24 protein-coding genes are annotated in these 21331 nt (G+C 65.8%); 4 read left to right on the top strand and 20 right to left on the bottom strand.

From position 1 onward, the window contains the following. Positions 1 to 13 precede the first annotated feature (13 nt). Genes ABZS43_RS27590 through ABZS43_RS27560 form a run of 7 tightly spaced genes read right to left on the bottom strand, consistent with a single transcriptional unit; the run spans position 14 to position 7831 of the window. Complete coding sequence (locus ABZS43_RS27590; RefSeq protein WP_355038883.1) at positions 14 to 541, bottom strand: hypothetical protein; 528 nt, start codon at positions 539 to 541, stop codon at positions 14 to 16. Continuing rightward, a complete protein-coding gene (locus tag ABZS43_RS27585; RefSeq protein ID WP_355038882.1) occupies positions 480 to 1775 on the bottom strand; it encodes a hypothetical protein in 1296 nt (431 codons plus the stop codon). Before ABZS43_RS27585 ends, ABZS43_RS27590 begins: the two co-directional genes overlap by 62 nt. Further along, on the bottom strand, positions 1772 to 2704 hold the full coding sequence (locus ABZS43_RS27580; RefSeq protein ID WP_355038881.1) for a hypothetical protein: 933 nt from the start codon (positions 2702 to 2704) through the stop codon (positions 1772 to 1774). Before ABZS43_RS27580 ends, ABZS43_RS27585 begins: the two co-directional genes overlap by 4 nt. Then, positions 2701 to 6270: a hypothetical protein gene (locus ABZS43_RS27575; RefSeq protein ID WP_355038880.1), complete on the bottom strand. Its 3570-nt coding sequence runs from the start codon at positions 6268 to 6270 to the stop codon at positions 2701 to 2703. Before ABZS43_RS27575 ends, ABZS43_RS27580 begins: the two co-directional genes overlap by 4 nt. Before the next feature lie 22 nt (positions 6271 to 6292). Further along, positions 6293 to 6736 carry a hypothetical protein gene (locus ABZS43_RS27570; protein ID WP_355038879.1) on the bottom strand — a complete coding sequence of 148 codons (444 nt, stop codon included), beginning with the start codon at positions 6734 to 6736 and terminating at the stop codon, positions 6293 to 6295. A gap of 8 nt (positions 6737 to 6744) precedes the next feature. Beyond that, entirely contained in the window at positions 6745 to 7152 is a 408-nt protein-coding gene (locus ABZS43_RS27565) for a hypothetical protein (RefSeq protein ID WP_355038878.1), read from the bottom strand. 1 nt (position 7153) lies between these two features. Further along, positions 7154 to 7831, bottom strand: coding sequence for a hypothetical protein (locus tag ABZS43_RS27560; protein ID WP_355038877.1), 678 nt, complete (start codon positions 7829 to 7831; stop codon positions 7154 to 7156). A 319-nt stretch (positions 7832 to 8150) separates the two neighbouring features. On the opposite strand from ABZS43_RS27560, the gene ABZS43_RS27555 reads away from it, so the two are divergent. Then, entirely contained in the window at positions 8151 to 8966 is an 816-nt protein-coding gene (locus ABZS43_RS27555; protein ID WP_355038876.1) for a hypothetical protein, read from the top strand. Here the strand turns inward: ABZS43_RS27555 and ABZS43_RS27550 are convergent. After that, positions 8956 to 9786, bottom strand: a complete 831-nt coding sequence (locus ABZS43_RS27550) for a DNA adenine methylase (protein ID WP_355038875.1) — start codon at positions 9784 to 9786, stop codon at positions 8956 to 8958. The genes ABZS43_RS27555 and ABZS43_RS27550 overlap by 11 nt on opposite strands. Positions 9787 to 9982: 196 nt before the next feature. On the opposite strand from ABZS43_RS27550, the gene ABZS43_RS27545 reads away from it, so the two are divergent. Then, positions 9983 to 10216, top strand: coding sequence for a hypothetical protein (locus ABZS43_RS27545; RefSeq protein WP_355038874.1), 234 nt, complete (start codon positions 9983 to 9985; stop codon positions 10214 to 10216). Between the two features lie 94 nt (positions 10217 to 10310). On the opposite strand, the gene ABZS43_RS27540 is transcribed toward ABZS43_RS27545, so the two are convergent. The 12 genes from ABZS43_RS27540 to ABZS43_RS27485 all read right to left on the bottom strand — a co-directional run bounded on the left by ABZS43_RS27540 (position 10311) and on the right by ABZS43_RS27485 (position 18790). Next, entirely contained in the window at positions 10311 to 10676 is a 366-nt protein-coding gene (locus ABZS43_RS27540) for a hypothetical protein (protein ID WP_355038873.1), read from the bottom strand. Beyond that, on the bottom strand, positions 10676 to 10975 hold the full coding sequence (locus tag ABZS43_RS27535) for a hypothetical protein (RefSeq protein WP_355038872.1): 300 nt from the start codon (positions 10973 to 10975) through the stop codon (positions 10676 to 10678). The genes ABZS43_RS27540 and ABZS43_RS27535 overlap by 1 nt, the downstream gene beginning before the upstream one ends. A gap of 19 nt (positions 10976 to 10994) precedes the next feature. Continuing rightward, positions 10995 to 11354: a hypothetical protein gene (locus tag ABZS43_RS27530; protein ID WP_355038871.1), complete on the bottom strand. Its 360-nt coding sequence runs from the start codon at positions 11352 to 11354 to the stop codon at positions 10995 to 10997. Next, positions 11354 to 11758: a hypothetical protein gene (locus ABZS43_RS27525; RefSeq protein WP_355038870.1), complete on the bottom strand. Its 405-nt coding sequence runs from the start codon at positions 11756 to 11758 to the stop codon at positions 11354 to 11356. The genes ABZS43_RS27530 and ABZS43_RS27525 overlap by 1 nt, the downstream gene beginning before the upstream one ends. Continuing rightward, on the bottom strand, positions 11755 to 12789 hold the full coding sequence (locus ABZS43_RS27520) for a P22 phage major capsid protein family protein (RefSeq protein ID WP_355038869.1): 1035 nt from the start codon (positions 12787 to 12789) through the stop codon (positions 11755 to 11757). The genes ABZS43_RS27525 and ABZS43_RS27520 overlap by 4 nt, the downstream gene beginning before the upstream one ends. 30 nt (positions 12790 to 12819) lie before the next feature. Further along, entirely contained in the window at positions 12820 to 13512 is a 693-nt protein-coding gene (locus ABZS43_RS27515; RefSeq protein WP_355038868.1) for a hypothetical protein, read from the bottom strand. Positions 13513 to 13576: 64 nt separating this feature from the next. Next, positions 13577 to 15142 carry a phage portal protein gene (locus ABZS43_RS27510; protein ID WP_355038867.1) on the bottom strand — a complete coding sequence of 522 codons (1566 nt, stop codon included), beginning with the start codon at positions 15140 to 15142 and terminating at the stop codon, positions 13577 to 13579. Next, complete coding sequence (locus tag ABZS43_RS27505) at positions 15132 to 16439, bottom strand: PBSX family phage terminase large subunit (protein ID WP_355038866.1); 1308 nt, start codon at positions 16437 to 16439, stop codon at positions 15132 to 15134. Before ABZS43_RS27505 ends, ABZS43_RS27510 begins: the two co-directional genes overlap by 11 nt. Continuing rightward, positions 16436 to 17059, bottom strand: a complete 624-nt coding sequence (locus ABZS43_RS27500) for a hypothetical protein (RefSeq protein ID WP_355038865.1) — start codon at positions 17057 to 17059, stop codon at positions 16436 to 16438. Before ABZS43_RS27500 ends, ABZS43_RS27505 begins: the two co-directional genes overlap by 4 nt. A 5-nt stretch (positions 17060 to 17064) precedes the next feature. Beyond that, entirely contained in the window at positions 17065 to 17403 is a 339-nt protein-coding gene (locus tag ABZS43_RS27495; protein WP_355038864.1) for a P27 family phage terminase small subunit, read from the bottom strand. Between the two features lie 303 nt (positions 17404 to 17706). Next, positions 17707 to 18093, bottom strand: coding sequence for a hypothetical protein (locus ABZS43_RS27490; protein ID WP_355038863.1), 387 nt, complete (start codon positions 18091 to 18093; stop codon positions 17707 to 17709). Next, the gene (locus tag ABZS43_RS27485; protein ID WP_355038862.1) at positions 18077 to 18790 is read right to left on the bottom strand and encodes a hypothetical protein; all 714 of its coding nucleotides are present in this window, start codon (positions 18788 to 18790) and stop codon (positions 18077 to 18079) included. Before ABZS43_RS27485 ends, ABZS43_RS27490 begins: the two co-directional genes overlap by 17 nt. A 625-nt stretch (positions 18791 to 19415) precedes the next feature. Here ABZS43_RS27485 and ABZS43_RS27480 point away from each other — a divergent pair. Both ABZS43_RS27480 and ABZS43_RS27475 read left to right on the top strand, forming a co-directional pair. Next, a complete protein-coding gene (locus tag ABZS43_RS27480; RefSeq protein WP_355038861.1) occupies positions 19416 to 20285 on the top strand; it encodes a hypothetical protein in 870 nt (289 codons plus the stop codon). Positions 20286 to 20389: 104 nt separating this feature from the next. Beyond that, entirely contained in the window at positions 20390 to 21121 is a 732-nt protein-coding gene (locus ABZS43_RS27475) for a DUF2786 domain-containing protein (RefSeq protein ID WP_355038860.1), read from the top strand. Positions 21122 to 21331: the final 210 nt, after the last annotated feature.

Below are 21331 nucleotides of genomic sequence, written 5' to 3'. Positions count from 1 at the left end.
TGGGCGTCAAGCTCTACGCAAGCACACCCAGTTCCTGCACTCCGGACACGAGGTCGGAGACCATGTCCAACGTGTGTTGCGCGCGGTCGCGGTTGCTGGCCGGATCACCGATCACGGGTTGCCACTCCGGAAACTGATCCCGATCCCAAGCCAGGGTCAGTTCGCGGACACGGTCGATGCGGATGGTGTAGGTGTCATCGCCCGGCGCGGTCGCCCCTATACGGTCACCGAGCCACCAATGCCCGTCCTCCCCAATAACGAACGGTGCGCCGTCGCGGACGGTGACGGTGTGGGTGAACCAACTCCTGGTGTCGTGGAAGCCCTTGCGTAGGGCCGCCATCGCCGAGACGGTGTAGGCGCGTCCTGGTGAGTCGGCGAAGTACTCGAACAGCCGTGACCAGCCCGAGTTATGTTCTCGGGCTTGTGATTTGATGGCGTGCCAGGCCAGCAGCGTCCCCTGGTAGAGGGGGCGGATGAGGCTATCGGCGACCCCACCGAGCGGGGGGACGCCCACGATGGCGGCTGCCAGGTCGCCGGCCATCTGGACACCGGCCGAGAGGCTTTCGTCGGCGGGTTCGGGTCGCGGGTGCCCCACCCGTGTGATGGGGTGGGGCACCCGCAACCCCCGGCATCGAGGCCCCTCCGGTCACGATCTGCACTGCCGTGGAAGCGGTCTCGGTGAACTTCGAGGTCTCCACTCCGGATGTCGGGCTGTCGAAGTACACCGCGAACGGGGTACTGACCTGGGTGCGGCGCTGACCGACTTCCAGGTATTCCGCAGGGGTGACCGGGTCGATGATGGCTTCTTCGACGCTGTCGATGAAGTCCTCGGAGAACCGCGCCACCGTGCGCACGAGACCGTCGAAGGGGTTGCCGCCGTTGCTGGTGTCGCTGTAGTAGCCGCTGGTGTTGACGATGTCGATGACGAGGGTTCCGTGGCGTAGTTTCGGGGCGCCGGGCCACGGTGGTGGGTCGCCCTCGAGCCAGCGTCGGCACCGCACCGACAGTTCCGCGTCTTCGAGGATGTCGCGGGCCATGTCGTACCAGTATTTGAACCGTGAATGCGGTGTCGCCCAGAGTGTTCCGGCAGCGAGGTCTTCAGCGAAGCTCGTCGGGGCGACGACCACCGACCACTGCGACATATCCAAACCGACCGCACCCAGCCACGACGCTGGATCTAGCGGATCGTCGGGGAGCTGCCAGCCGTGGGCTTGGGACTGCTCACGCATGACGTTCAGGAACAACGGCAGCTTCAACGCCCACCGCGCCGGACCGGGGACCGGTCCGAAGGTGCGCGGTATCTGGACCGAGGCGTCGAAGAACGGGTTCGACCAGATCAGATACGACTTGCAGTGCTGGAAATCATCGACGAACCGCAGCGTCAAAACCTGGGTGCCGTCAGCGCGGCGCTCGATACTGTGGTCGATCAACCGTCCCGACCAGCGCGAGCCGGGGGCTTTGTCGCAGGTGATGTGGACGTTGCGGCCTTCACCCGCTTGCACGCGGGCGCGGGTCTGCCACACCCACTTCGACAACGGATCATCCAGCGGCAACTCAATGAGGGCGGTGCCGGTGTCGTTGTCGATCCAGGTGAACTCCGCCCGGTACTCCGAGCACACCAACCCGGCGAGCCGCCAGTAGCCGTCCCATAGCCGGATGAGGGGTTCGGCCCGGCGGTCCTGGTCGTCGGCGACGTCCGCGGCGAGGGTGGCGTCCCAGATCGCCTCGCACTGCTCCGCGAGGGACATGCTGTCGAGATCGAGGGGCGCAGTCATCGCAACCCCCACGCTCTCGACCACAACCGAGGCTGCCGAAGTTCGGCCCGCGCTCCCCCGGAGGGTGCCTCGATGACGCTGATCGGCAACAACGTGGGCGGGGTGCGGGGCGGAATCCGGTGCATGAAGTGCAGGCCGCCGAGGCGTCCGATGAGGTTGGTGCCGTTGAGATCGCGGACGTAGAGCCGGTCGGGGTCGAGGCTGATGCGTGCGCCGCCTTCGCGGTCGCCGAGCATGGGCAGGTCGATCATTCGGTTGCCGTAGCGTCCGCCGGGGGTGCGCCGGTACTTCTTGCCGGTCCATGACACGTCAGGGACACGCCATTTGCCGCGGGTGAGCAGCCACTTCTGGGCCATCTCGAGATCGGTGGGGTTGGAGACCTCGATGAACCCTTCGCTCGCCCCGGCGCCGGTCTCCCAGAAGGTGGTCTTGGTGGGTTCTTCCCACATCGGTTGCGCGGCGGTGACCGCCATCGGCACCAACGATTTCCGCAGTAGATGCGGGTCGCGTTCGGACTCGAACTCGACGGACTTGTCCAACGCGAGCCACAGCCACCGGGTGGAGCGGTCCGTGCTGATCTGGAGTTTGGTGAGGGTGGCGTCGGGGTCCCAGGCATCCAGCTCGTAGTCCCAAGCATTGCGCCAGTCCGAATCTCGCTTCTCCCACTCCTCCTCGTCGCGACCGTGGATGTTGACCCCGAAGGTGATATCGCGCTTCATATAGCGTTTGCCCTGATAGGTCGCGCCGCGTTGATAGACCGAGGACTTGTAGGTGGTGGTGACCGGCGCGTCCCCGATCCCCTTCGGACTGGTGGCGAGAGTGATGACGTCACGGTCGGCCTTGGGGCCGTTGATGATCCAATACGAGTCATCGACGCCGTAGACCTCGATGGTGACCGACTCCGGGTTCACATACACGAGCGCGCTCACCTCTTCCTCGCGGTGAACTGCAACGCCCGCAGATCAGCGATCTGCAACGCGCGCCTATACCCCTCGTCCACATCCCTGGTCTGCACGGTGATGTGGGTGGAGTTGTCCACAGTTGTCACAGGCCCACCCGGTGCCGTGGGTGTCGGCAGGGGCGGGGGTGCGATCTGGTTCATCAGGGACTGGTAGTCGGCGTTCCCGGCGGTGTGGGCGGCCTTGGTCGCCTCGAACACCTGAAGGGCTTTGCCGTAGTCCTGCATCGACCGCACCCGATCGGAGTTCAGTAGGTTCGGCGCACCGACCACCGACAGCGCGTCATCGAGCTGCCCGCTCAGGAAGTCCTGTCCGGCGCTGGTGAACCGGTCGGAGAACGACTTCCCCAGCGACTCCCAGGTATCCAGGCCCAAGCCCTTACGTGCCGGATCAGCCAGGCCCGGTTTCTCCTGGCCGGGGACCGGGACCGAGATGGCATCGACGAGGTCGCGCAGCCACCGGAATTCCTCGCCGGTGAGGACCGCTTCGGGCTTGCCCGAGGTGTTCCACCCCAGGGTGCCCGGCTCCCATACCCCGCCCTGGTCATAGCCGTGGCCCTTACCCCACATCTCCGAGAGGTCCAGGCCGTAGCGGGATTTGTAGTAGCGCAAACTCGCGACCATGTTCGCGAAGGGATCACGGCGATCGTTCGGGAGCGTCGGGTCGCGATGGGCGGCGAAGGTGCCCGGAATGATCTGCAACAACCCAACTCCGGCGGCTTCGCCGGTGCCGTTGATATCGGTGATCTGCTGGGCGATATCAGGATTGCCGCCGGACTCGGACTGGATCTGCGACAACATGATCTCGACCTGCGCCGGATCGAACCCTTCGCGCTTCAACGCCTCGATCGCGAGGTCGCGCCACCGCTGCACCGCCTCCCCCGCAGGCACGCTGGCGGTGCGGGCCACAGCCTGCCCCGAGATCACCTGCGCGGCGGATTCGCTGACCTGTTTCAGCACGGCCGCGGGCACCAGGCCGATGCCGCCGCCGAAGTCGGGGATCTGATCGGCCAGCGCCTGGACCGGTGTCAGGAACAACTCGGCGATCCGGCCGCGCAGCCCGCTGGTGACGGCCCGGAACTTGTCTTCGGCCCAGTCTGTGATCGACCCGAACAGTCCGCCGCCGTCGCGGAAGCGCGGGAGGTGTCCGGCGCGGGCGGCGCGACGCAACCGCGCGACGGCATTGTGGCCGCCCGCGCCGTCGACTTCGGCGCCGGTCCAGACGTGCTCATCCCGCGACAGCAGGGCGGGCACGGAATCGGAGATCCGCGAGCCGGGGCCGGTGACCCGCCCTGTGGTTGTCCCGGTGTCGGCGGGGCCGCCGGTGGCGCGGCGGGTGAGTGGGATCAGGGCGACGTCGCCCGACCATTCGGGCAGGACCGGCAGGACCGAGCGGATGGAGTTCCAGATGTTGCGGAACCCGCCGTTCACGACCGACTCGATCACCCAGTTGATCGGGGCCGCGAGCCGGTCCCGGAGTCCGTCCCAGGCGTCCCCGATGCCGTTGACCAGTGTCGATACTCGGGTGCCGAGGCCGTCGAGGGCGTCACCGAACCCGCCCAGGTCCAGGATGCCCATGGTCAGGGCGTCGGGTAGGCGTTCACGCAGCCATTCGCGGACCTTGTCGAAGGCTTCGGGGACCTGTCGGATCGCGTCGATCAGGGTGAACAGGTTGCCCTGAAAGATATTGAGGCCGGTCAGGTCTCGGAAGGCGTCGAACAGCTCGTACAGTTTGGTAGCGGCTTGTCCGATCCAGACGGCGAGTTGTCCAAGGTTGGTGACGGTGGTACGGACGTCTTCCCAGAAATCCTTCATGGCTTGCTGGCCCTCGGGTGAGTTCAACCACGCCGAGAACCGATCCAGATTCCGCACCAGCGAGTCGAGCATCGACTCACCCGTGGGTTCGGCGGAGGTGACCAGGCCGCCCAGGGCTGTGCCGACCGACTTCGCCAGCTCCCAAATCCTGCCCAACGCATCGAGGGAATCGCGCAGGAAGTCGCGGAACTTGTTCTGCCCGTCCGGGCTTTCGGCCCAGGCCCGGAAGTTGGCCATCGAGTCGGCGAAACTTTGCGAGGCACCGGGCAGGAAATCTGACCCGACCCCAGCCAGCGACAGCAGGCCCTGCATGAGGTCGTTCACCCCGGCAAGCAGAGGCCCGATCGCGGCTTTGGCGTTGACGAAGACCTTCTCGAGTTTGGCCCCGGTCTCCGGGGTCGACAGGTCAGCGAGAATGTCACGAACCCCGGTGTTGATGACCTCGGCGATCCCCGACAACCCATCACGCACCCGGTCGAGCTGGGCGTCCGCCAGGCCGACGACCGAGTCCCCGAGCCCGGTGAACAACGGCTCCTGAACCGCCATGCGGAAGGCGCTCCAGCGCTCGCCCATGCCCCGGACGGTGTTGACGAACTCCCGCGCCGAGGGCGAGAGCTTCGCCATCGCCCGCTCGAAAGCCTCAGCCGCGGAGGATTGCTGCGACGCCGCCTCCGAGACCGCGGTGCGGGCGTCGGCGAGCGCCTGTTCAGCGTCGGCGAGGCGCTCACGTGCCGCGACCACGGCATCGGCGTTGTCGATGCCCTTGGCTTCGGCGTCGGCGGCCTCCTCATCGATGTCGGCGCGGCGGGCGCGGGCCTCGGCCAGAGACTGTTCGGCGTCGACCACGCGCTTGTTCGCGCGCACGTAATCGAGGGGGTCGGTGGACTTCAGCGCGGCGAGATCACGGCGGGCCTCCGCGAGGGAGATCACCGCATCGGCCTCCGACAGCGCCGCACCACGCGCCTGCAACGCCAGATCGCGTAGTCGCTTCGAGGCTTCGGAGTAGGCGGTGTTGAGGTCTTTGCGGGCCTGGGTCAGACTCGCCACGGCCTGCTGCTCGCTGCGCTGGGCGGCGGCGATGGCGCGGGCCTGGGTGGCGGCGTCGCGGCTGGCCGATTCCGACATCGCCTTCGCCGCGGTGAACGCCGCGCTCACCCCGGACACACCGACAACGAGGGTCGCGATCCCGGCGGCCGCGGTGGCAGCGGCGGCGGGGAGCAGTCCGAGAACACCGGCCGCTTGGGCGGCGACCGAGATCAGCGGGAACAGCGACCCCGCGACCAGAGCCATCACCGCGACCTTGAGCGCGGTCGCCGCCGCCGAGGCCAGGCTCATCGCCATGTTGAACCCGCCCATATTCGGACCGATCGACCCGAACTGATTGCGCAACTGGGCGAGTAGCGCGAGGAGTAGGAGGAGTTGGGCGTGGTCGAAGGTGATCCGGATGTGGATGGAGATGTTGCGGTAGGGCGCCAGCGCGGTGAACAGCGCCGACCCGAACCCGGACATGTCCGGGCGGATCTTCACCCCGAGCGACAGATCCCGCCGCCACGACAGGCGCGTGCGCAGCAGCTCGTTGAACTCGCTCAAATCAGGGACGATCCGCAGACCGTGGGTGATCTGTACGCGCTGGAGCTGGATGCGGATCTGGTTGACGAAGTTGCGCGCCAGCTCCGGGTTGACGGTGAGCCGGGAGGAGCCCGCCGAATACGCCTGCGCCACAGCTCACCCCCTGAGCCTGGTGCTAGGTGTCGACCCCCAACCGGTGCAGCACGCCGAGGACTTGGTCCCGGTCCGCGCGGGCGCGGGCCTGGGCTTCGGCGGTCATCGGGCGCGGTTCGGGCGGGATCGGGGCGGCCGGGGTCTCGGAGAACAGCGACGCGACGACCCGGATGAGCTCCTTGGTGACGTCGATATGGCGCAGCGTCAACAGGGTCGGCAGGTCGTAGTACAGCGGTGAGATCGGCGCGGGTGGCGCGTTCTCGTCGATCTCCTCGCGGGCGCGCAGTTCCGCGAGGTCTGGGTCCATGAGCAGGGCGGCTTGGTAGTGCGACCACATCGGCAACCGGCGCGCCAACCGGATCAGCTGGGGCCAGGGGCGTTCGCCGCGCATGTAATCGAGAAGGTCCCAGCCGCGGTGGAACAGGTCGGCCTCGATGTCCTCACCGTGGCGGTCGATGAGGAGCACGAGGCCGCTCAGCCCCCCGGCAACTCACCAACCTGCTCCAGAGCCGGGAGCGCGTTGAAGTGTTTGTTGATGGCGTCGAACAGCGGCCACAGCACCTCGATGTACTCGTCCTTGACCACCGCCCACACCCGCTCGAAACCGTCCCCGCACATCGCCTCGAACAACTCCTTGATCCGACCCACCTCCACGTCCTGGCCGTCCAAGACCGCGGCCAAGGTGAGTACCTGCCAGACGCTGTCGGGCTCGTTGATCGGCGTGGGCGGTATTGTGCCGTCGAACATGTAGGGCGGCTTGCGTTTGCGGTCGCGGGTGGCGCGGGCCTCGTCGCGCATCTGCATCCAGGTCGACCCCGCCGACGCCGTGGTGGTCGTGGTGTGGTTCTTGCGGCGGTTCTTCCTGCGTCGTGAGTTGGGCATATCAGGCGACCTTTCCGGGAGCGGCGACGGTGAAGCCCATCGGGACCACTAGGTCCCCGATACCGGGACCACACAGGACGTTGCGCATCGAGTAACCGAGCTTGTCGTCCACCGTGGCTTTGACCGTGATGGGCCAGGAGGCGATGTTCTCGGCGTTCCACTGCTGCTGACCGACCTCGGACACCGATGCGCGCGGCATCACCCGCAGCACCCACTTCTCGCGCGGGCCGACGCCGTCGACAAACAGGAAAATGACGCGGTAGTGGATGGTGTCGGGTGAGGTCGGCTCGTTCCACGACAGTTCCTTGGTCACCGGATCGGCCTGCACATCGGCGAGGCTGCGACCCGAGACCAGTTCCAGGACAGCGCGTTTGAACTCCTGTGCGGTGAAGGCGGCGGACATGTCGCGTTTGACGATGTCAGAACGGGTGGGTTCGAGCCATCCCCAGCTCTCGGTCTCGGAGAGTTGCTGCTCGGGGCGGAACTGTGGACCGCCAGACTTGTCGATCAGCCCTAGCGACGAGAATCCCTGGAGTGACTGAAATTTGGCTTCCGCACCGGAAGTGAATGCGATAGGCACAGGCACTGACATGGGTGCCAAGAGCACCGCGCCCTTGAGTGGTTTCAGGAGCAGATCCTTGTTGGCCTCTACGATCTGCTCGAATGTGGCTATTGCCATGCGTTATCTCCTCTCGAGGTAGTTTGCAATCTGATCGACAACCTGCCGACTCATCTGAGCGAGTCGCCTGTATCTGATCGAGTTGTGCCACAACATGTTCGAGAGAGACTGGCAGCTCTGTACACCACTGTTTGACGGGATCAGCAGACGTGCAGTCGAAACGTAGCCAGTGGGTCGCTGCAGGCTCCTCGACTGGCGCCTGTCCTTGGCCGGGCTGAGTGATGGCCCAGGTACTGCGCGACGAGGAGTCAGTGGTGCCACCTATCCGTACGGCGGACCCACTTTCACCGACAACCCAAACGGCGCTAATGTCTCGTGAGTGACCATTTTGCAGGCAGTCCGCGACCGGCCGTTCACTCCTGTCGAAACCGAGCAGATGCGTCTGTTGCTGAGCACGTTCCGGGACGGCTCTGGGCAACGTTTGAAGAAGATCGGCTTCATGCCCGACTTCCTGTCGTTCGAGCGAGTCACCGCGTCTGTGCTCGGCGGCGAAACCAACGAAGACAAGGGCATCTTTGATGTAGCGGTCCCAGGCCGCGCTGGCCGCATGCAGTGGGGTGTCTCATGCAAGATGGCAAAGACCCAGCCCGTCAAGAACCGTTGCTGGTTCATGGAGTTGTCTAACTCGGCCGCGTTTCTGACTGACGCGCTGGACAGGGACGGGATTCACTGGCAGACAAACCCCGAGGCAGCCGGTCCGATTCTGTTGGCGACCGTAAACTCGTGGCACGTGCGGGTCCGCGGAGACTACGATGTCGACGCGAGCAAATACCTTCTACTGACGCATGATTTGCGCTGGCGCAATTTTGAGATGGCGAGTTTCGAAATCGACATTCTCGCTCGCGTCGCTGCCAGTGACATTAAGTGGGTTGTGGAGGGCAAGAAGGCATCCGAAGGCAAGCCATCGTCTGTGGCTGGCTACATTCATGCTGATCACGGACCGCATCGTCTGTGGCAGTGGTTCGCAAACTCAGGCGGTCAACTGAAGTTCTATCCGCCGATCGGTTGGGAGGAATGGCGAACAGGCGAATTCAAACTCGCCGAACCGCCCGTTCATGATCTGAGGGACAAGGTGGATGCCTACTGGCCCGGCGCGTGGCCCGGCCCAGTAGGCCTCGGTATCGTCAACCCTTAACCCAAAGCACTTCCATCCGCTCTGCGGCCTTCTCAACCTTCGGCGGCTTGATCAGAACTCTCTTCCAACCGACCAAAGCCTCGTCGTAGAGATGGTTGGTGTAACCCGAAATCACCACCGGACCGGGGTGTGCGACCAGGGCCTCGAGCATCTCGACGTGTTCATCGATACTCATCTCGGACGCATACATCTTCTGGGTGCGGGTCTCCATCAAGTATGGCGGATCGGCGTAGATCAGTGTGTCCTGGGTGGCGAAGCGACTGATTACCTCAAGAGCCGGGCGATTCTCGATCTCGGCATCTTTTAGCCGCACCGCCAGTTCGGCCAGTTCACTCGGGACTCGCTGCCAACGCAGCGACATCCCTCCCGCGCGCTGTCGTGAACCCCTGTTCTTCCAGCCGGTCTTCTTAGCAAGATCAGATGCGTGAGCCTGCCAGATCCGCGTCACGAATCGTCGTGCGTCCTCAAGTTCATCACCCGTCACTACATGGCTGTCGTCGTACTCCTCACGACTCCAGGGCGTGGCCTCAAGCGCGAACTGCAAGTCCTCAGTTCGAGTACGCAGCACTCGGAAGAAGTTGATGACAACGCTGTGCAAGTCGTTGACCAGTTCATGCCCACTTGGCTCTTTTGTAAAGAAGACAGCGCCGGATCCGAAGTATGGCTCGATGTAGTGATAGTGGTCACCGAAGTGGCTCACGATCTCTGTAGCAAGCGACCATTTGCTGCCCGGGTACCGCAACGCTGCGGATCGACGCTTCGGGGCTGGCACCACCTTGTCGGCAGTGAACAACGCATCCAGGGGCACGGTGGTCGTCATGCCGCTCAAGGTACCCTGCCCTCCTGCTTGTGTCCCAGCGCCGTGCCGGGTCATGTGGTCGGTCCGCTGTATAAACACAGCCCGTGAGCGGTTACCGCCAACAAGATTGAGGGGGTGTCTATGTCCATGATTAATGTATAGCGCGCTACACATTTTTGTGTCAAGTGCGTTATACATTCTGCGGTAGGATGATCGCATGGATCTGCGGGCAGAGCTCCATCGCGTTGAGCGATTGACGGACGCGAACGAGCGCCTACGACGCCTCATCGCCCTGCTGGGCGAGATCGACAAAGCCCAGTCCGACGTCATGACTGCCCGCGACTGTGCCATTCGCGATCTTCGAGCCTCCGGTATCAGAGTGGTCGATCTCGTGCACCTCACTGGTCTAACCCGTGCCAGGGTGAACCAGATTCTTGCCGACACCCGCTGATACAACCCTGAGGCCCGTTGTGTGCGTCGCGAATGCTCTGAACTGGCGAAAGCGAGTCGTGACGGATCGCTCCGGTCTGGCCTTGGCCGTCGGCCTACATCGCCCGGAAGGACAACTGGTAGACCGCCGTGAGTTTGCGGTCACTGGGATCAAGGGCGGGTGCATCTTGGCCGCCGGTAATCTCACTCGCGGTGTCGATCAGCACGTCCCCGGCCAGCGTCCCGCCGGATTCGGTGATCGCCTGGCGGCAGGCTTCCTTGATCCGTTCGGCTTGTTCGTCGGTGTCGGCGTAGGTGTCCACGCGCACGATCGGCCGGTCGGTGATGCCGTCCTCGGCACCACCGACTCGGCGAACCACGGTGTAGGGGGGACGTAGTCCGGGTCGGCGGCTCTTGACCGTGGGGGCGATCGGCGACAGCAGGGTGATGAGGACTTCGTGCACGTTCGGGTAGCTCGGCATCACCACATCCCGTCGAGGCTGTGCAGGAATTCGGCCATCACGTGCTCGGCCGGGTCGTCGCGGGTGCCTTCCTCGCGGTAGCGGGCGTAGGTGGCGTAGGCGTAGACGACTCCGTACTGGTGTCCGCCGCCGGGGTCGACGTAGCCGACCACGCTGATGGCATTGCGGCCGGTGTGACGGTGGGAACGGGCGCGCCAGTAGTCCGCGCCCAGGTCCACGATGTGTTGCAGGAGTTGGCGGGTGTCGCTGCCGGTGCCGACCGCGAGGTCGAGGGCGTTGCCGGTGGGGTCGTAGTCCACAGCTGTCCTCCAGGGTGATTCAGAATCCGCGGGCGATGCGGAAGCGGTGGCCGGGTGACCATCCGGTGATCGGATTGGTCGGGGTGAGGATCGCGCCGACGATCCGGAACGGTTGGCCGTCGACCTTCACTCGGTCGGTCGCGAGGATGTCGGAGCCGAGGGGTGCGGTGAGTTGTGCGGCGACGGTGATGATTTCGCCGTCGACGTATTCCTCGCCGGTGGTCCAAGAGATCGGGCACGGGCCGATGGGGTGGCTGGGGTGGGCGTAGCGGTCCAGGAGTTGCCCGTCTGCGTCGCGTAGGTCGCCGTAGGCGTCGGCGTCGCCTTCGCGGTAGACCTCGACCATCACCCCGAACGGATATTCGGGCGGCTCGTCCATCAGCAGATGAGCGGTCGCCCGGAGGCGAGTCCGGCGTTGCGTAGCACGAGAACCGCTTCGTGGCACAGGCGTTGCGCGGCCTGCTGGATGGCGGCGGGTTCGGGTAGCCGGTAGGCGACCGACCCGCCGTCCACGGTTTGGCTGGTGACCTCGGCGCGCAGCCCGCCCGCCGCTGGGGTGATCCGTGCCTTGGTCCAGGCGGTGACCTGGAGGCAGGTCGCCTCGCGCACGGCCTCGCGCTGGTCGGGATTGGACGGGAGCCCGGCGGGGGTGATGGCGTAGAGGTCGTTGACAGTGTGGTCGCGGACCAGGATCGAGGCCGACTCGATCAGCGCCGTCGCGTCGTTGGGGATCGGGTCGAGTCGGCCGGTGAGGTCGGCGGGTGTGGCGTAGACGAGCATCACGCGGCGTCCTTGGTGGTGCGCTTCGGGGCGGGCGGCTTCGCTCCCTCGGGGTTGCTGCCTTCGGGGGTGCCGCTGGTGGGGGCCGGGGCACTGGCCGGGGCGGGGACACCAGCGTGGGGGCCTTGGAGTAGGACGGCGCGGTCGGGGTCGAGGCAGGTGACGCCGTAGAGGGTGTCCACGGAGATGACGGTGGTCTTGTGGCGGATGTCGTAGTCCATCGCGACCCGCATCGACAGGCCCTTGTACTGCACGGTGTAGACCTCGGCACCGGGCGGCAGTTCCATCGGCGCGGACGCGAACGCGAACGCCGTCGCATGGAACGCGACCCCGACCTCGGTGGTCGGATCACCCGGCCGCGGGACAGGATTGGGCTGGCCGACGTTCTGCGACCAGAACGTGTCGAACCCGACGATCTGCTGACCGATGCTGCCCTGGCGTAGGGCGGCGGTGGAATCGCTCTTGTCCGCGTGCAGCAGCAGCGGCTTGCCCAGCCAGCGGGCCTTGGTGGTCGGGCCGATCACCGCGCGCCGCCCCGGTGCGGGCACGGACTGGATATCCAGGAGTCGTCCGGCCTCGATCAGGTTTTCCGGGTTCTCCCAGAGCAGGTCGGTGCCGGTGCCGTAGGGGTCGGTTCCGGCCTGTTGAGTGATCGCCGCGCGTAGTGCGAGGAGGTCGCGGTCGACTTTCTGGCTGATGGCTTCCATGGCGGGGCGCAGGATTTGTTCGTCGAAGTTTTCGATGTCGAGGGAGAGTTCTTCGCTGGTGACTTCGACGGAGACGTCGGCGATGGTGTCGAGGACGACGGGGATTTTGGATTCGGTGGTGTCTTGGATGACGATGCCGCGTTCGCGGTCGAAGGTGGTGGCTTCGAAGCGGGGTGGGCGTTTGACGTTGACGGTGTTGCCGACCTTTTGGGGGCCGAAGTCGCTGGAGATGTCGCGGTAGACCAGCGGCAACATCACCGTCAGCTCGTAGAGGTTGGCGAGACTGCGGCGGGCGAGGACGTCGGGGGTGAGGAATATGTTGGGCACGAGCGTCTTTCACGGTGGGTCGGTGGGCGGTTAGGTGCGGGTGTCGGCGATGGAGGCGCGGACCTTGCGGCGGATGGCGTCGATGTCCTCCTCCTGCTCGGGGGCGGGTGGGGTGGCGTTGCCCGCCGTGAAGTCCCCGCCGGACCGCGGGGCGGTCTGGGTGGCGGCGAGTTTCGGGTTCGCGGCCAGCGCGTCGGTGACGAGGGTGTCGAGGCGGGTGGTGAAGTCGGCGGTTTCGGGGTCGAGGTCGTCGAGGGCGCCTGTGCCGCGCAAGTAGGGCATGAGCAGGGCGTGGTCGGCCTTCTGTGTGGTGGCGGCGGTGAGGAGGGCGTCTTTGATGCGGTAGTCGCGGAGTTTGCGGTCCGCGGCGCTGGCGCGGTCGGTGAGTTCGGCGATCACCTGTTCCGGGTCGGTGGTTTCGTCGGCGACCAGGCCGATGGCGCGTCCGATCTCCTGGACCAGGTCCTCGCGTGCCTGCTGAGCGGCACGGTCGCGCGCGGTATCGGCACCGGTGCGGGCCTGTTCGAGTTCACGACGCAGGTCTGCGACCAGTGTCGAGAGGGTGACCGGGTCCTGGTCGGGGGCCGGGGCCGGTGGCTGCTCGACCGGAGTAGGTGCAGGCGGTGGCGGATTGGCGGGTTCGGGGGCCGGGGCGGGCTCGGGTACGGGTGCCGGTGGCGTGGGATCGGTGGGTTCGGCCGGTGGCGTGGGATCTCCGGACATGGGCGAATGCCCTCCTCGAGTTGATGAAGTGGAACGGGTGCGGTGTGGTCCGTGCCGAATCGGGTCAGAGGCCGGTGGCGGTGCGGTTCGCGAAGGGGTCGGCGCGTGCTGCGGCGGCACGCAGGCGTTGCGCGGCCTCGGTGCGGATGCGGCCGACTTCGTCGTTGACGTCGTCGCCGGACCAGTTCGGATTGCGTTCGCGCACAGCCTGTTCGGTCGAGATCAGGTCCGATCCCTTCAACTTCGCCAACCGGGTCGCGGTCTCCAGCGGCGGTGATTGGGCGCGGACGGGCCAGCGGACTTCGGGGTTGGTCTTCAACTCGATCCGGGACCCGAACTGGACACGATCGAGTTCGGTGAGGGTACGGGCGAAGGGGCCGAGTTCGGCCTTCCAATAGTTGATCTTCTGGTCACGGGTGGCCTCCGACAGCTTGTCGCGGGAGTTGACCCCGGTCGCGGTGACCATCCCCGCACTGCGGTCGTCACCGAACGCCGAAGGGGACAGTCCGGCGCTGCGGAGGATGAGTTCGGTGATCTCGGCCGCGGTCTGCTGATGTTCTTCCCACCGGATCGTGAACTGCTGCGGGATGATCGGCGGCTGACCGTCCTTGAGACTGCCGAGACCTGCGCCGGGCAGGGTGGTGTAGATGGCCTGCTCGGAGTCGAACACCGCACCCGAACCAGGTCCGCGGGCCTGGGTCACCGCTTTGTCCACGAACAGGCGAGCACGGCCGAGGTCGATGTCCCGCATCCACGCCGACCACGTCTCATCCAGCGCATCCAGGAGGGGTTCCTGGCCTTCAAGGTCGGAACGCCCGAGCTGCGCGAGTCCTGGTGTGTGCCGCCACGTTCGGTTGGGGCGCACGTTCGGGACGTAGCGGGCGGTGAGCGTGTTCACCCCGGTCGCGATCGCCGCCTCGTTGTCGACCACGGGTGCGGCCCAGGCGGTGGCGGGGTGTTCGAGCAGGTTGCGGCGTTGCCCGAGTCGGTCGCGACTACCTCGATAAAGTCCGTGGTGGATCCGGCCGGGCGCGTGGTGTTCGAGGTGTCGCCACACGACACCACTGCTGGTGTCTTCGGCGACGGCCTGCCAAAAGGTCACCGCGGCGAGCCGGTCGTAGCGCCACACCGGCACCGCCGCATCAGCCGACATCGTGCCCAGGTTCACCCGGTCACTGATCGAATGGTCCCACCAGCCACGCAGATACACCCCACCCAGCACCGAGGCCAGCTCCCCGGCCTCCAGCAGGGTGGAGGCGGTGTCCGCCCCGCCGAGGAGCAGTTCGAGGCGGGCTTGGGCGGTTTTGCGGTCCCCTCGGGCGTCGGTCTCGCCGATCACGAACCGCGGTGGCTGGGAGAACAACAGCGCCGACGAACCCCGTGCGAGGTCGGCGGCGAGGGGAACGTGCAGGCGTTTGGTCGCCTGCGGGTTCGGGCGGCCCCAGAAGAACCGCGCGATCCGCCCCACCAGCCCGCCCGCGAACTGCGACGGCCGGAAAGCCGGGTAACGCTGGTAGTGCTCAGCTAGACGGTCGGTGTCCCCGGCGTACCAGGCGTCCCACACCCGCATGGCTTTCTGTGCCTGGTCGAACGGTGGTGGCGGCCAGGCGATGTCGGTGTCAGGCAGCATCGGGGACCTCGTCGAATCCGATGATCGGCCGCCAGAGTCGTTCGGTGGTGATGAGCGCGTAGCGGAGGGCGTCGATGCCGTGGTCGTTGACCTTGATGGGTGCGTCCTCGCCTTCTTCGGTGGCCGTGGTCGACCAGGAGTAGGCGGGCAACTCGAGCAACAGGGCAGGACACCGCGACGACACCTTGAGCAGGCCGCGGGCGAAGAGCATCGCCATCACCCGCAGCCCGTAGAGAACGTCGTTGTCGGCGACACTGGTCTCGAGGCCGTCGGTGTCGAGCTGCACCCGCAGCGACGCCGCCGACGGATCGGCGATCACGAACTCCGGACGCATCCGCGCCTGCCGAAGATCCGGTAGATGCCCCTGGGCGAGCCAGGCCCGGATCTCGTTCGAGAGTTCGGCGTCGGTCTTGCGCTGACTCATCGTGGAGGGCTCGTACCGGTATTCATCGACGGCGTAGAGGACTCCGTCGACGCCGATCCCGAGGAGCACGGCATGGGTGGGGTTGGTGGTGCCGTAGTCGATACCGACCGCGATCAACTTCGACATCAACGGCAGCGCGGCCCAGTCGATGACGTGGCCGTCGTCCCAGGAGTCGAACACCGACCCGTCGGCAGCGACCCAGTGCCCGAGGATGAAGCGGCGGTACCAGAGTCCGGAGTACTCGCGCTTGTACTGGAGTTTGCGTTTCTCCGACAGGGCCGGGTTGTCGTCGAGTTCGAAATGCCATGTCCGCCACTCCGGCAACAACGGTTCCCCCTCGGCGTCGGTCTTGTCGATGCGGTCGAGGAACTCGCGCTTGAGCCAGTGCACGGGGTTGTCGGGGTTGGTCGACCCGAACAGGCGCGCGTCGTCGAGGGACATGCGGCCGAGGAGCTGGCGGAAGAAGTCCGGACGAATGACCGTGATCTCGTCGACGTAGGCCCCCGCCACCGTGAGCCCGCGCAACGACATCTCCGCCTTGGCGTCCGATGCGCCGAGCATGTAGACCCGGCGGCCGAGAATGGTCGCGGTGGGTGCGCCGAGGGTGTAGGAGACCCGTCCCGCGAGATGCCCGAACAGAGCGGGGTCGCGCATGGGTTCGATGACATTGCGGGCCAATGACTCTCGCGTCCGGCCGACCATGACGAACTGTCCGCCCGAGGGTGGATCGGACAGGAAGATCAACCAGCACAGAATGGAGGCGATGGTCTTGCCGGAGCGGATCGCGCCTTCCCAGATATTGCAACGCACCACCGCCTGCACGATCGAGACCGCCTGCTTGCGCGAGATCGGGAGTTCGTCCAAGACGCTCACGACACCGCGCCGTCGTCGGCCTCGTCGGGCGCGGCGGTGAGATCAGCGTCCAAGCCCTGGGCCTGCTCGACATGGTCCTGTTCGACCGCAGCCTTGAGCTTGCCGAACAAATCGCCCAACATGCTGCGGTCGGAGGCCACGGTTTCGTTGCTCTGGTTCGCGATCAACTCCGACAGACTCCGCAGAGCGAGGGACAGCGCGGTATAGCCGTCGCGCACATCGCGCAGCGGCGGCAACGGCAGCGTGACCGGGATCAGGGTGTCGAGGCCGCGTTCGTAGCTGGTGACCGGACTCCACAGTCGTTCGTGCAGGGCCGGGATTTGAGCTTCGAGCATTTCAGCGAAATCCAGCCGCCGCCGTTTCAACTGCTCGAGACGCGCCGCGCTGGCCTCGGCGGTCTGGGACTGGTCGAACCGTATTCCGAGCCGACGCGCCCAGTAGGTGATGGCGGCGGGGTCCACGCCGAGGATCGTGGCGATTTCGTTGCGGCCGCGGCCTTCGGCGTGCAGCTCCACGATGCGGTCGCGGTCGGCTTCGGTGAGCTTGCCCGGCCGTCGTCCCGCCGCGCGCCGTGCCTCGGCGGCGGGGTCGGGGGCGGTGCTGTCGTCGGTGTCGTTCATGTCGTTCAGGTGCGGAACCGCGCGGCCCAGGCCGCGATCTTGCGGTCCGCGCGGTCGCGTACCGCCGACATCGGGTTCGGGACCGGGGCGCCCGAGGCGGCGTCGATGACCAGTAGGCCGGTTTCGGCGAGGATCACCGTGGCCTCCTGAAACTCGGCCAAGGCTTCGCAGTAGGCCGCGAACTCGAAGACGTTGGCCGGGGTGAGTTCGGTGTGCGGGGCCAGGCGCTCCCACATGGCGCGGGCCTCGGCCGTCAGCCACTCGGGCGGTTCGGCCTTCCACGCCAGCAGCGACACCGGCGGGGTACGCCGCAGCGGGATGACTGGGTAGTCCGCAGCACTCACAGCTCACACCTCGATTCACAGGAGAGGTTCGGGGTGCCAGCGACACCGCAGGGTCGGGTAGTTGTGTCGCTGGCGCACGGCCGAATACGGGTCAGGAGCCGGAGGTCGAGGCTCCGCCCCGCGATCCGGCGATACGGCTGCGGGCGCGTTGTCCGGCAGCGCGTAGCACGGTGCCCAGGCGTCGGCCTGCGGATGCGAATCGGTTCATCGGTGATTTCCTCCTTCCCGGTCTGGTCGGTGTTCGGGCATGAGAAAACCCCGGCAGGAAAGCCCTGCCGGGGCTTGCGGAACAGCGGGGTCGCGCTATCTCTCGTCGAGGTCGATGCCGAGGATCTCGGCTACCTTCTCGCCGTCAAGGTATTTGTCTCCGAGTTCGACCAATTCCAGTTTGCGCAGGAATTCATCCTTCTGCGCACGCGAACGGAAGCAGACCGCGACCCAGAATTCCGAGTCGTTCATGGCCGCGAATTTCTCGGCCCACTGTTTACTCGCCCCCGACAACCCTTTACCGAGGGCGTCGAGTTCGGCTTTCACATCGGCTTCGAGATCGCCGGTCGAATCTCCTCGCACGTCGGCGAGCGGGTCGGGGTGGGGTTGGCGTCGCAGCGCTGACGCGATGTCCTCGCGGGAGGCTTTCACTTTGGATTTGCCTGCTTTGAGCATGGCGAGGACGTCATCGGGGAGCGGCATTCATCACCTCCGCGCGAAAGATTTCGAGATCGGCCAGGGGGAACCAGGACAGGATCGTCTGGTAGTCGTCGGGGAAATGGGTGCGGATCTTGCCGAGGTAGTCGTAGCGGATACCGTCCAGCGAGCGTTTGAACAGCGGGTAGTCCGGGCCGACCTCGATCCCAGCTCGTTTGATCCGTGCCCAGACTTCCTTGGTCTCCCAGTCCCAGAGCGGGGATTGACGTCGGGTGCGGGGTTTGACCGGTCCCCACCGTTTGATCGCCAGCATCCGGGTCGCGGAGTCGGCGGCGCGGACGCCGTCGAGGATCCAGGTGTCGGGGGCGGCGAACGCTTCGCGCATCAGCTGGTCCCATTCCTCGCGGGTGGGTACCCACAGGTCGGCGGCCTCGATGATCGCGCACCGCTGCGGCGGTTGAAAGACCAGGTTGGACAGCATCCGCCAGAACGCATCCGCCGGGAGATCGATGATCCGCGTTTGGAAGTGCTGTTCGTAGCGGTCCAGGTCAGCGCGCACGAACCGCAGGCCCGGCACGATGGACTTGTGGATCGGGATGACCTCGATACCGCGGTCTGCCAGCTCGAGCCAGACCGCGATGGAGTCCTTGCCGCGGGAGAAGTTCAGGATCACGGGTTTGGCGGTCTCGGCGATCCCGTCCAGCAGTTGTATCGAGGACGGGTATCCGGGTAGTCGGATCACGGCGTCTCCCCTGGCCTGACGGGTCGGCCGGCACTGGGCCTGCCTCTGTCAGTTTCCATCATGAAATCCTCACTCTGTGAATTTCTTTCATGCCCTGAGATAGGGCACACCAGGGAGGCTAGAGGGCAGCCTCACACCATTTCCCCACCCCCAAACAAGGCTTGAGAGCCATTCTCAAGCCCTGAAGTAATCCAGGGGTACCCCAACTCACCCCAGAGTCATTCTGAGGCCCACAACCTCAATTCAGGCCCATTTTGCAGGGATTATAGATTCTCTACTTGCACACCTTTTCCTATTGTGGTTTTGTGGGTTGTGGAAGTGCTTTACAGGCTTCAATTCACCACTGGGTACCTGCCTTTCGACTGATGGCAGGGTCGCCCCAACAATTCCGCCTATTGGTACGGCGACGCTCATATCGTCTTCTGGGTGAATTTCGGCAGTTTCCGGTGACAGCGGAGCTATGCCAATTTTCGCGGGGGAAGTCGCACCGAGTTTTACCCGCTCGGTGGCTCCCGCATGTCGTTTGAGAACTCCACAGTGTGAACCATGCCAGGACAGAGATCTTTCTGTCCGTCCGTTCCTGCCACTCCATTTCAGGGTGGCAGTCGTTCACTGGGAGAATTTCATGTCCACTCGCACCAGCACACGCAACGGCTCCACCGGACCGCGCAAAGCGACGCCGTCGAAGGCGAAACCGCAGGCCAAGCCCGCGGCCGAACCGAAGAAGGCCGAGCCGAGCCCGGATCCGGAAGCCAAGGCGCAGAAACCCTTCTGCGGCACGTGTGGTTCCCGGATCGCCCCGGAAGAGACCGACCCGTTCCTGGGATCGCCTCTGCTGTATGACGATTCGGGTTTCGCGAACCTGTCGGGTGCCTTGTTCCTGTGTGGTTGGCAGTCGCAGACCTTGCAGAAGGTCGTCGACGGCCGACCGACCGTCACGCTCGTCGGTACTCCCGTCGACGCTGCCGGTAAGGCGTTGCCGAACCGCAAGATCGTCACCGCGACGTGGCATCACCGCACCGATATCGGATGGGTGCAGATGGCCGAACTGTGCGGTTACAGCCGCTCCGACGGCCAGGGATTCCAGAACCGGACCGCCGAGCAGTTGGTGGAATACGTCGGCCGCAACATCGCCGAATGGGTCCTCGCACCCATCGACGAAGCGGCCGAGCCCAAGCCGGAAAGCAAGGGCAAGACCAGCGGCGGTGGGGGCAAGGCCGGGGTGAAAGCCTCGGCCGCGCCGAAACCCGACCCGGAGCCCGAGGCCCCCGACGATTCGGAGGCCCCCGAGCCCACGGTCGCCCCGGAATCCAAGGGCCTGCCCGCAGGCTCCACACCACCCGCTCCCGAGCCCGAGCCGGAAACGGCCACGGAGCCCGAACCCGATTCCGTTGCGGTGCAGGCCGATCCCGGCGACGGTGATTCCTCCCTGGTGGAGGATGCCGCCGGGATCGGGGTGGAGGAAGAAGTGATCGCCGAAGGCGCAGCCGTCTGAACGACCGGCTGTCGCCGGACACCGAGAGGCCCGGACCGAGCCAGTGGATAGCTGGCTCGGGACGGGCCTCGCTTCATCCAACCATCCCAGGAAAGGCAACACCGATGGATTCGGAGAAGGAAACCTCCACCGAGCAGTTGATGCGTCGGGTTCGGGGGCTTTTCGCCAAGGCCGAGGGCACCGACAACGAGCGTGAGGCCGAGACGTTCCGGGCCAAAGCCTACGAACTGCTCGCCAAACACAACCTCGACGAGATGGCTGTGCGGGCGTCCGGGCAGCACACCGCTGCCTCGGCGCGTGACAACGAGATCGTCGTGGTGCGTTTCGATGTCCCGTCGCTCTACCGCACCGAACGGATCCTGCTGCTGGCGTCGGTCATGGTGCCGTTGTACTGCAAGTCGATCGACTGCGGTGACGGTGTCGTGCGCTGTCTCGGGGTGCGCGCCCAACTGGATCGGGCCCGGTTCCTCTACAGCCTGCTGATGCCGCAAATGATCTCGGCCACCAGCAAATACGTGCCCGACGATCCGTTCGACCGCGCGGCCGTGGTCCAGGAGCGCCGCTCCCATATGGCCGGGTTCGCCGACACCGTCTACAAGCGGCTGCTCAAAGCCGCCGCCGACGCGATCGGTGATTCCGGCTCGAATGCCGCCGAGGTGGTGCGGGAATTGATCAAACGGGTCGATGCCGCGTTCGACGCGAAATACCCGCACCGCACCAGCGGGACCGGAAACCGCTACGGCGGTGCCGGATTCGCGGCCGGAGCTCGCAGCGGCAACGCCGCCGATGTCGGGCACACGCGGATGGGCGGGAGCCGTAAAGCCCTGGGCTCCTGACATGTCCCCGTAGGCCCGGGCATCTCTGACCAGGTGGCCGGGTCTTCGGCCATTCCGACAGTACTGACCCGGCGGCGGTCTCCCGGCCCTCCTCAGCCGGGGCCGGGGTACCGCCGCCGCTTGACCCCTGCTGCACCGCAGCAGGTTCGGTGACCGGGCTTTGCCCGGTCACCCGCCGCGTCCCGACCCGCTAGCAGATCGGAAGAGCGG

This window comes from Nocardia sp. NPDC005366 (genome assembly GCF_040606855.1).
Lineage (GTDB): Bacteria > Actinomycetota > Actinomycetes > Mycobacteriales > Mycobacteriaceae > Nocardia.
This window is presented reverse-complemented; position numbering and strand designations above follow the sequence as displayed.

Bases quoted from the DNA above. Each gene is read 5' to 3' on its own strand.
- ABZS43_RS27590 (WP_355038883.1), bottom strand. From the start codon at position 541: ATGGCCGGCGACCTGGCAGCCGCCATCGTGGGCGTCCCCCCGCTCGGT.
- ABZS43_RS27585 (WP_355038882.1), bottom strand. From the start codon at position 1,775: ATGACTGCGCCCCTCGATCTCGACAGCATGTCCCTCGCGGAGCAGTGC.
- ABZS43_RS27565 (WP_355038878.1), bottom strand. From the start codon at position 7,152: ATGCCCAACTCACGACGCAGGAAGAACCGCCGCAAGAACCACACCACG.
- ABZS43_RS27560 (WP_355038877.1), bottom strand. From the start codon at position 7,831: ATGGCAATAGCCACATTCGAGCAGATCGTAGAGGCCAACAAGGATCTG.
- ABZS43_RS27550 (WP_355038875.1), bottom strand. From the start codon at position 9,786: ATGACGACCACCGTGCCCCTGGATGCGTTGTTCACTGCCGACAAGGTG.
- ABZS43_RS27545 (WP_355038874.1), top strand. From the start codon at position 9,983: ATGGATCTGCGGGCAGAGCTCCATCGCGTTGAGCGATTGACGGACGCG.
- ABZS43_RS27540 (WP_355038873.1), bottom strand. From the start codon at position 10,676: ATGCCGAGCTACCCGAACGTGCACGAAGTCCTCATCACCCTGCTGTCG.
- ABZS43_RS27530 (WP_355038871.1), bottom strand. From the start codon at position 11,354: ATGGACGAGCCGCCCGAATATCCGTTCGGGGTGATGGTCGAGGTCTAC.
- ABZS43_RS27515 (WP_355038868.1), bottom strand. From the start codon at position 13,512: ATGTCCGGAGATCCCACGCCACCGGCCGAACCCACCGATCCCACGCCA.
- ABZS43_RS27510 (WP_355038867.1), bottom strand. From the start codon at position 15,142: ATGCTGCCTGACACCGACATCGCCTGGCCGCCACCACCGTTCGACCAG.
- ABZS43_RS27500 (WP_355038865.1), bottom strand. From the start codon at position 17,059: ATGAACGACACCGACGACAGCACCGCCCCCGACCCCGCCGCCGAGGCA.
- ABZS43_RS27490 (WP_355038863.1), bottom strand. From the start codon at position 18,093: ATGCCGCTCCCCGATGACGTCCTCGCCATGCTCAAAGCAGGCAAATCC.
- ABZS43_RS27480 (WP_355038861.1), top strand. From the start codon at position 19,416: ATGTCCACTCGCACCAGCACACGCAACGGCTCCACCGGACCGCGCAAA.
- ABZS43_RS27475 (WP_355038860.1), top strand. From the start codon at position 20,390: ATGGATTCGGAGAAGGAAACCTCCACCGAGCAGTTGATGCGTCGGGTT.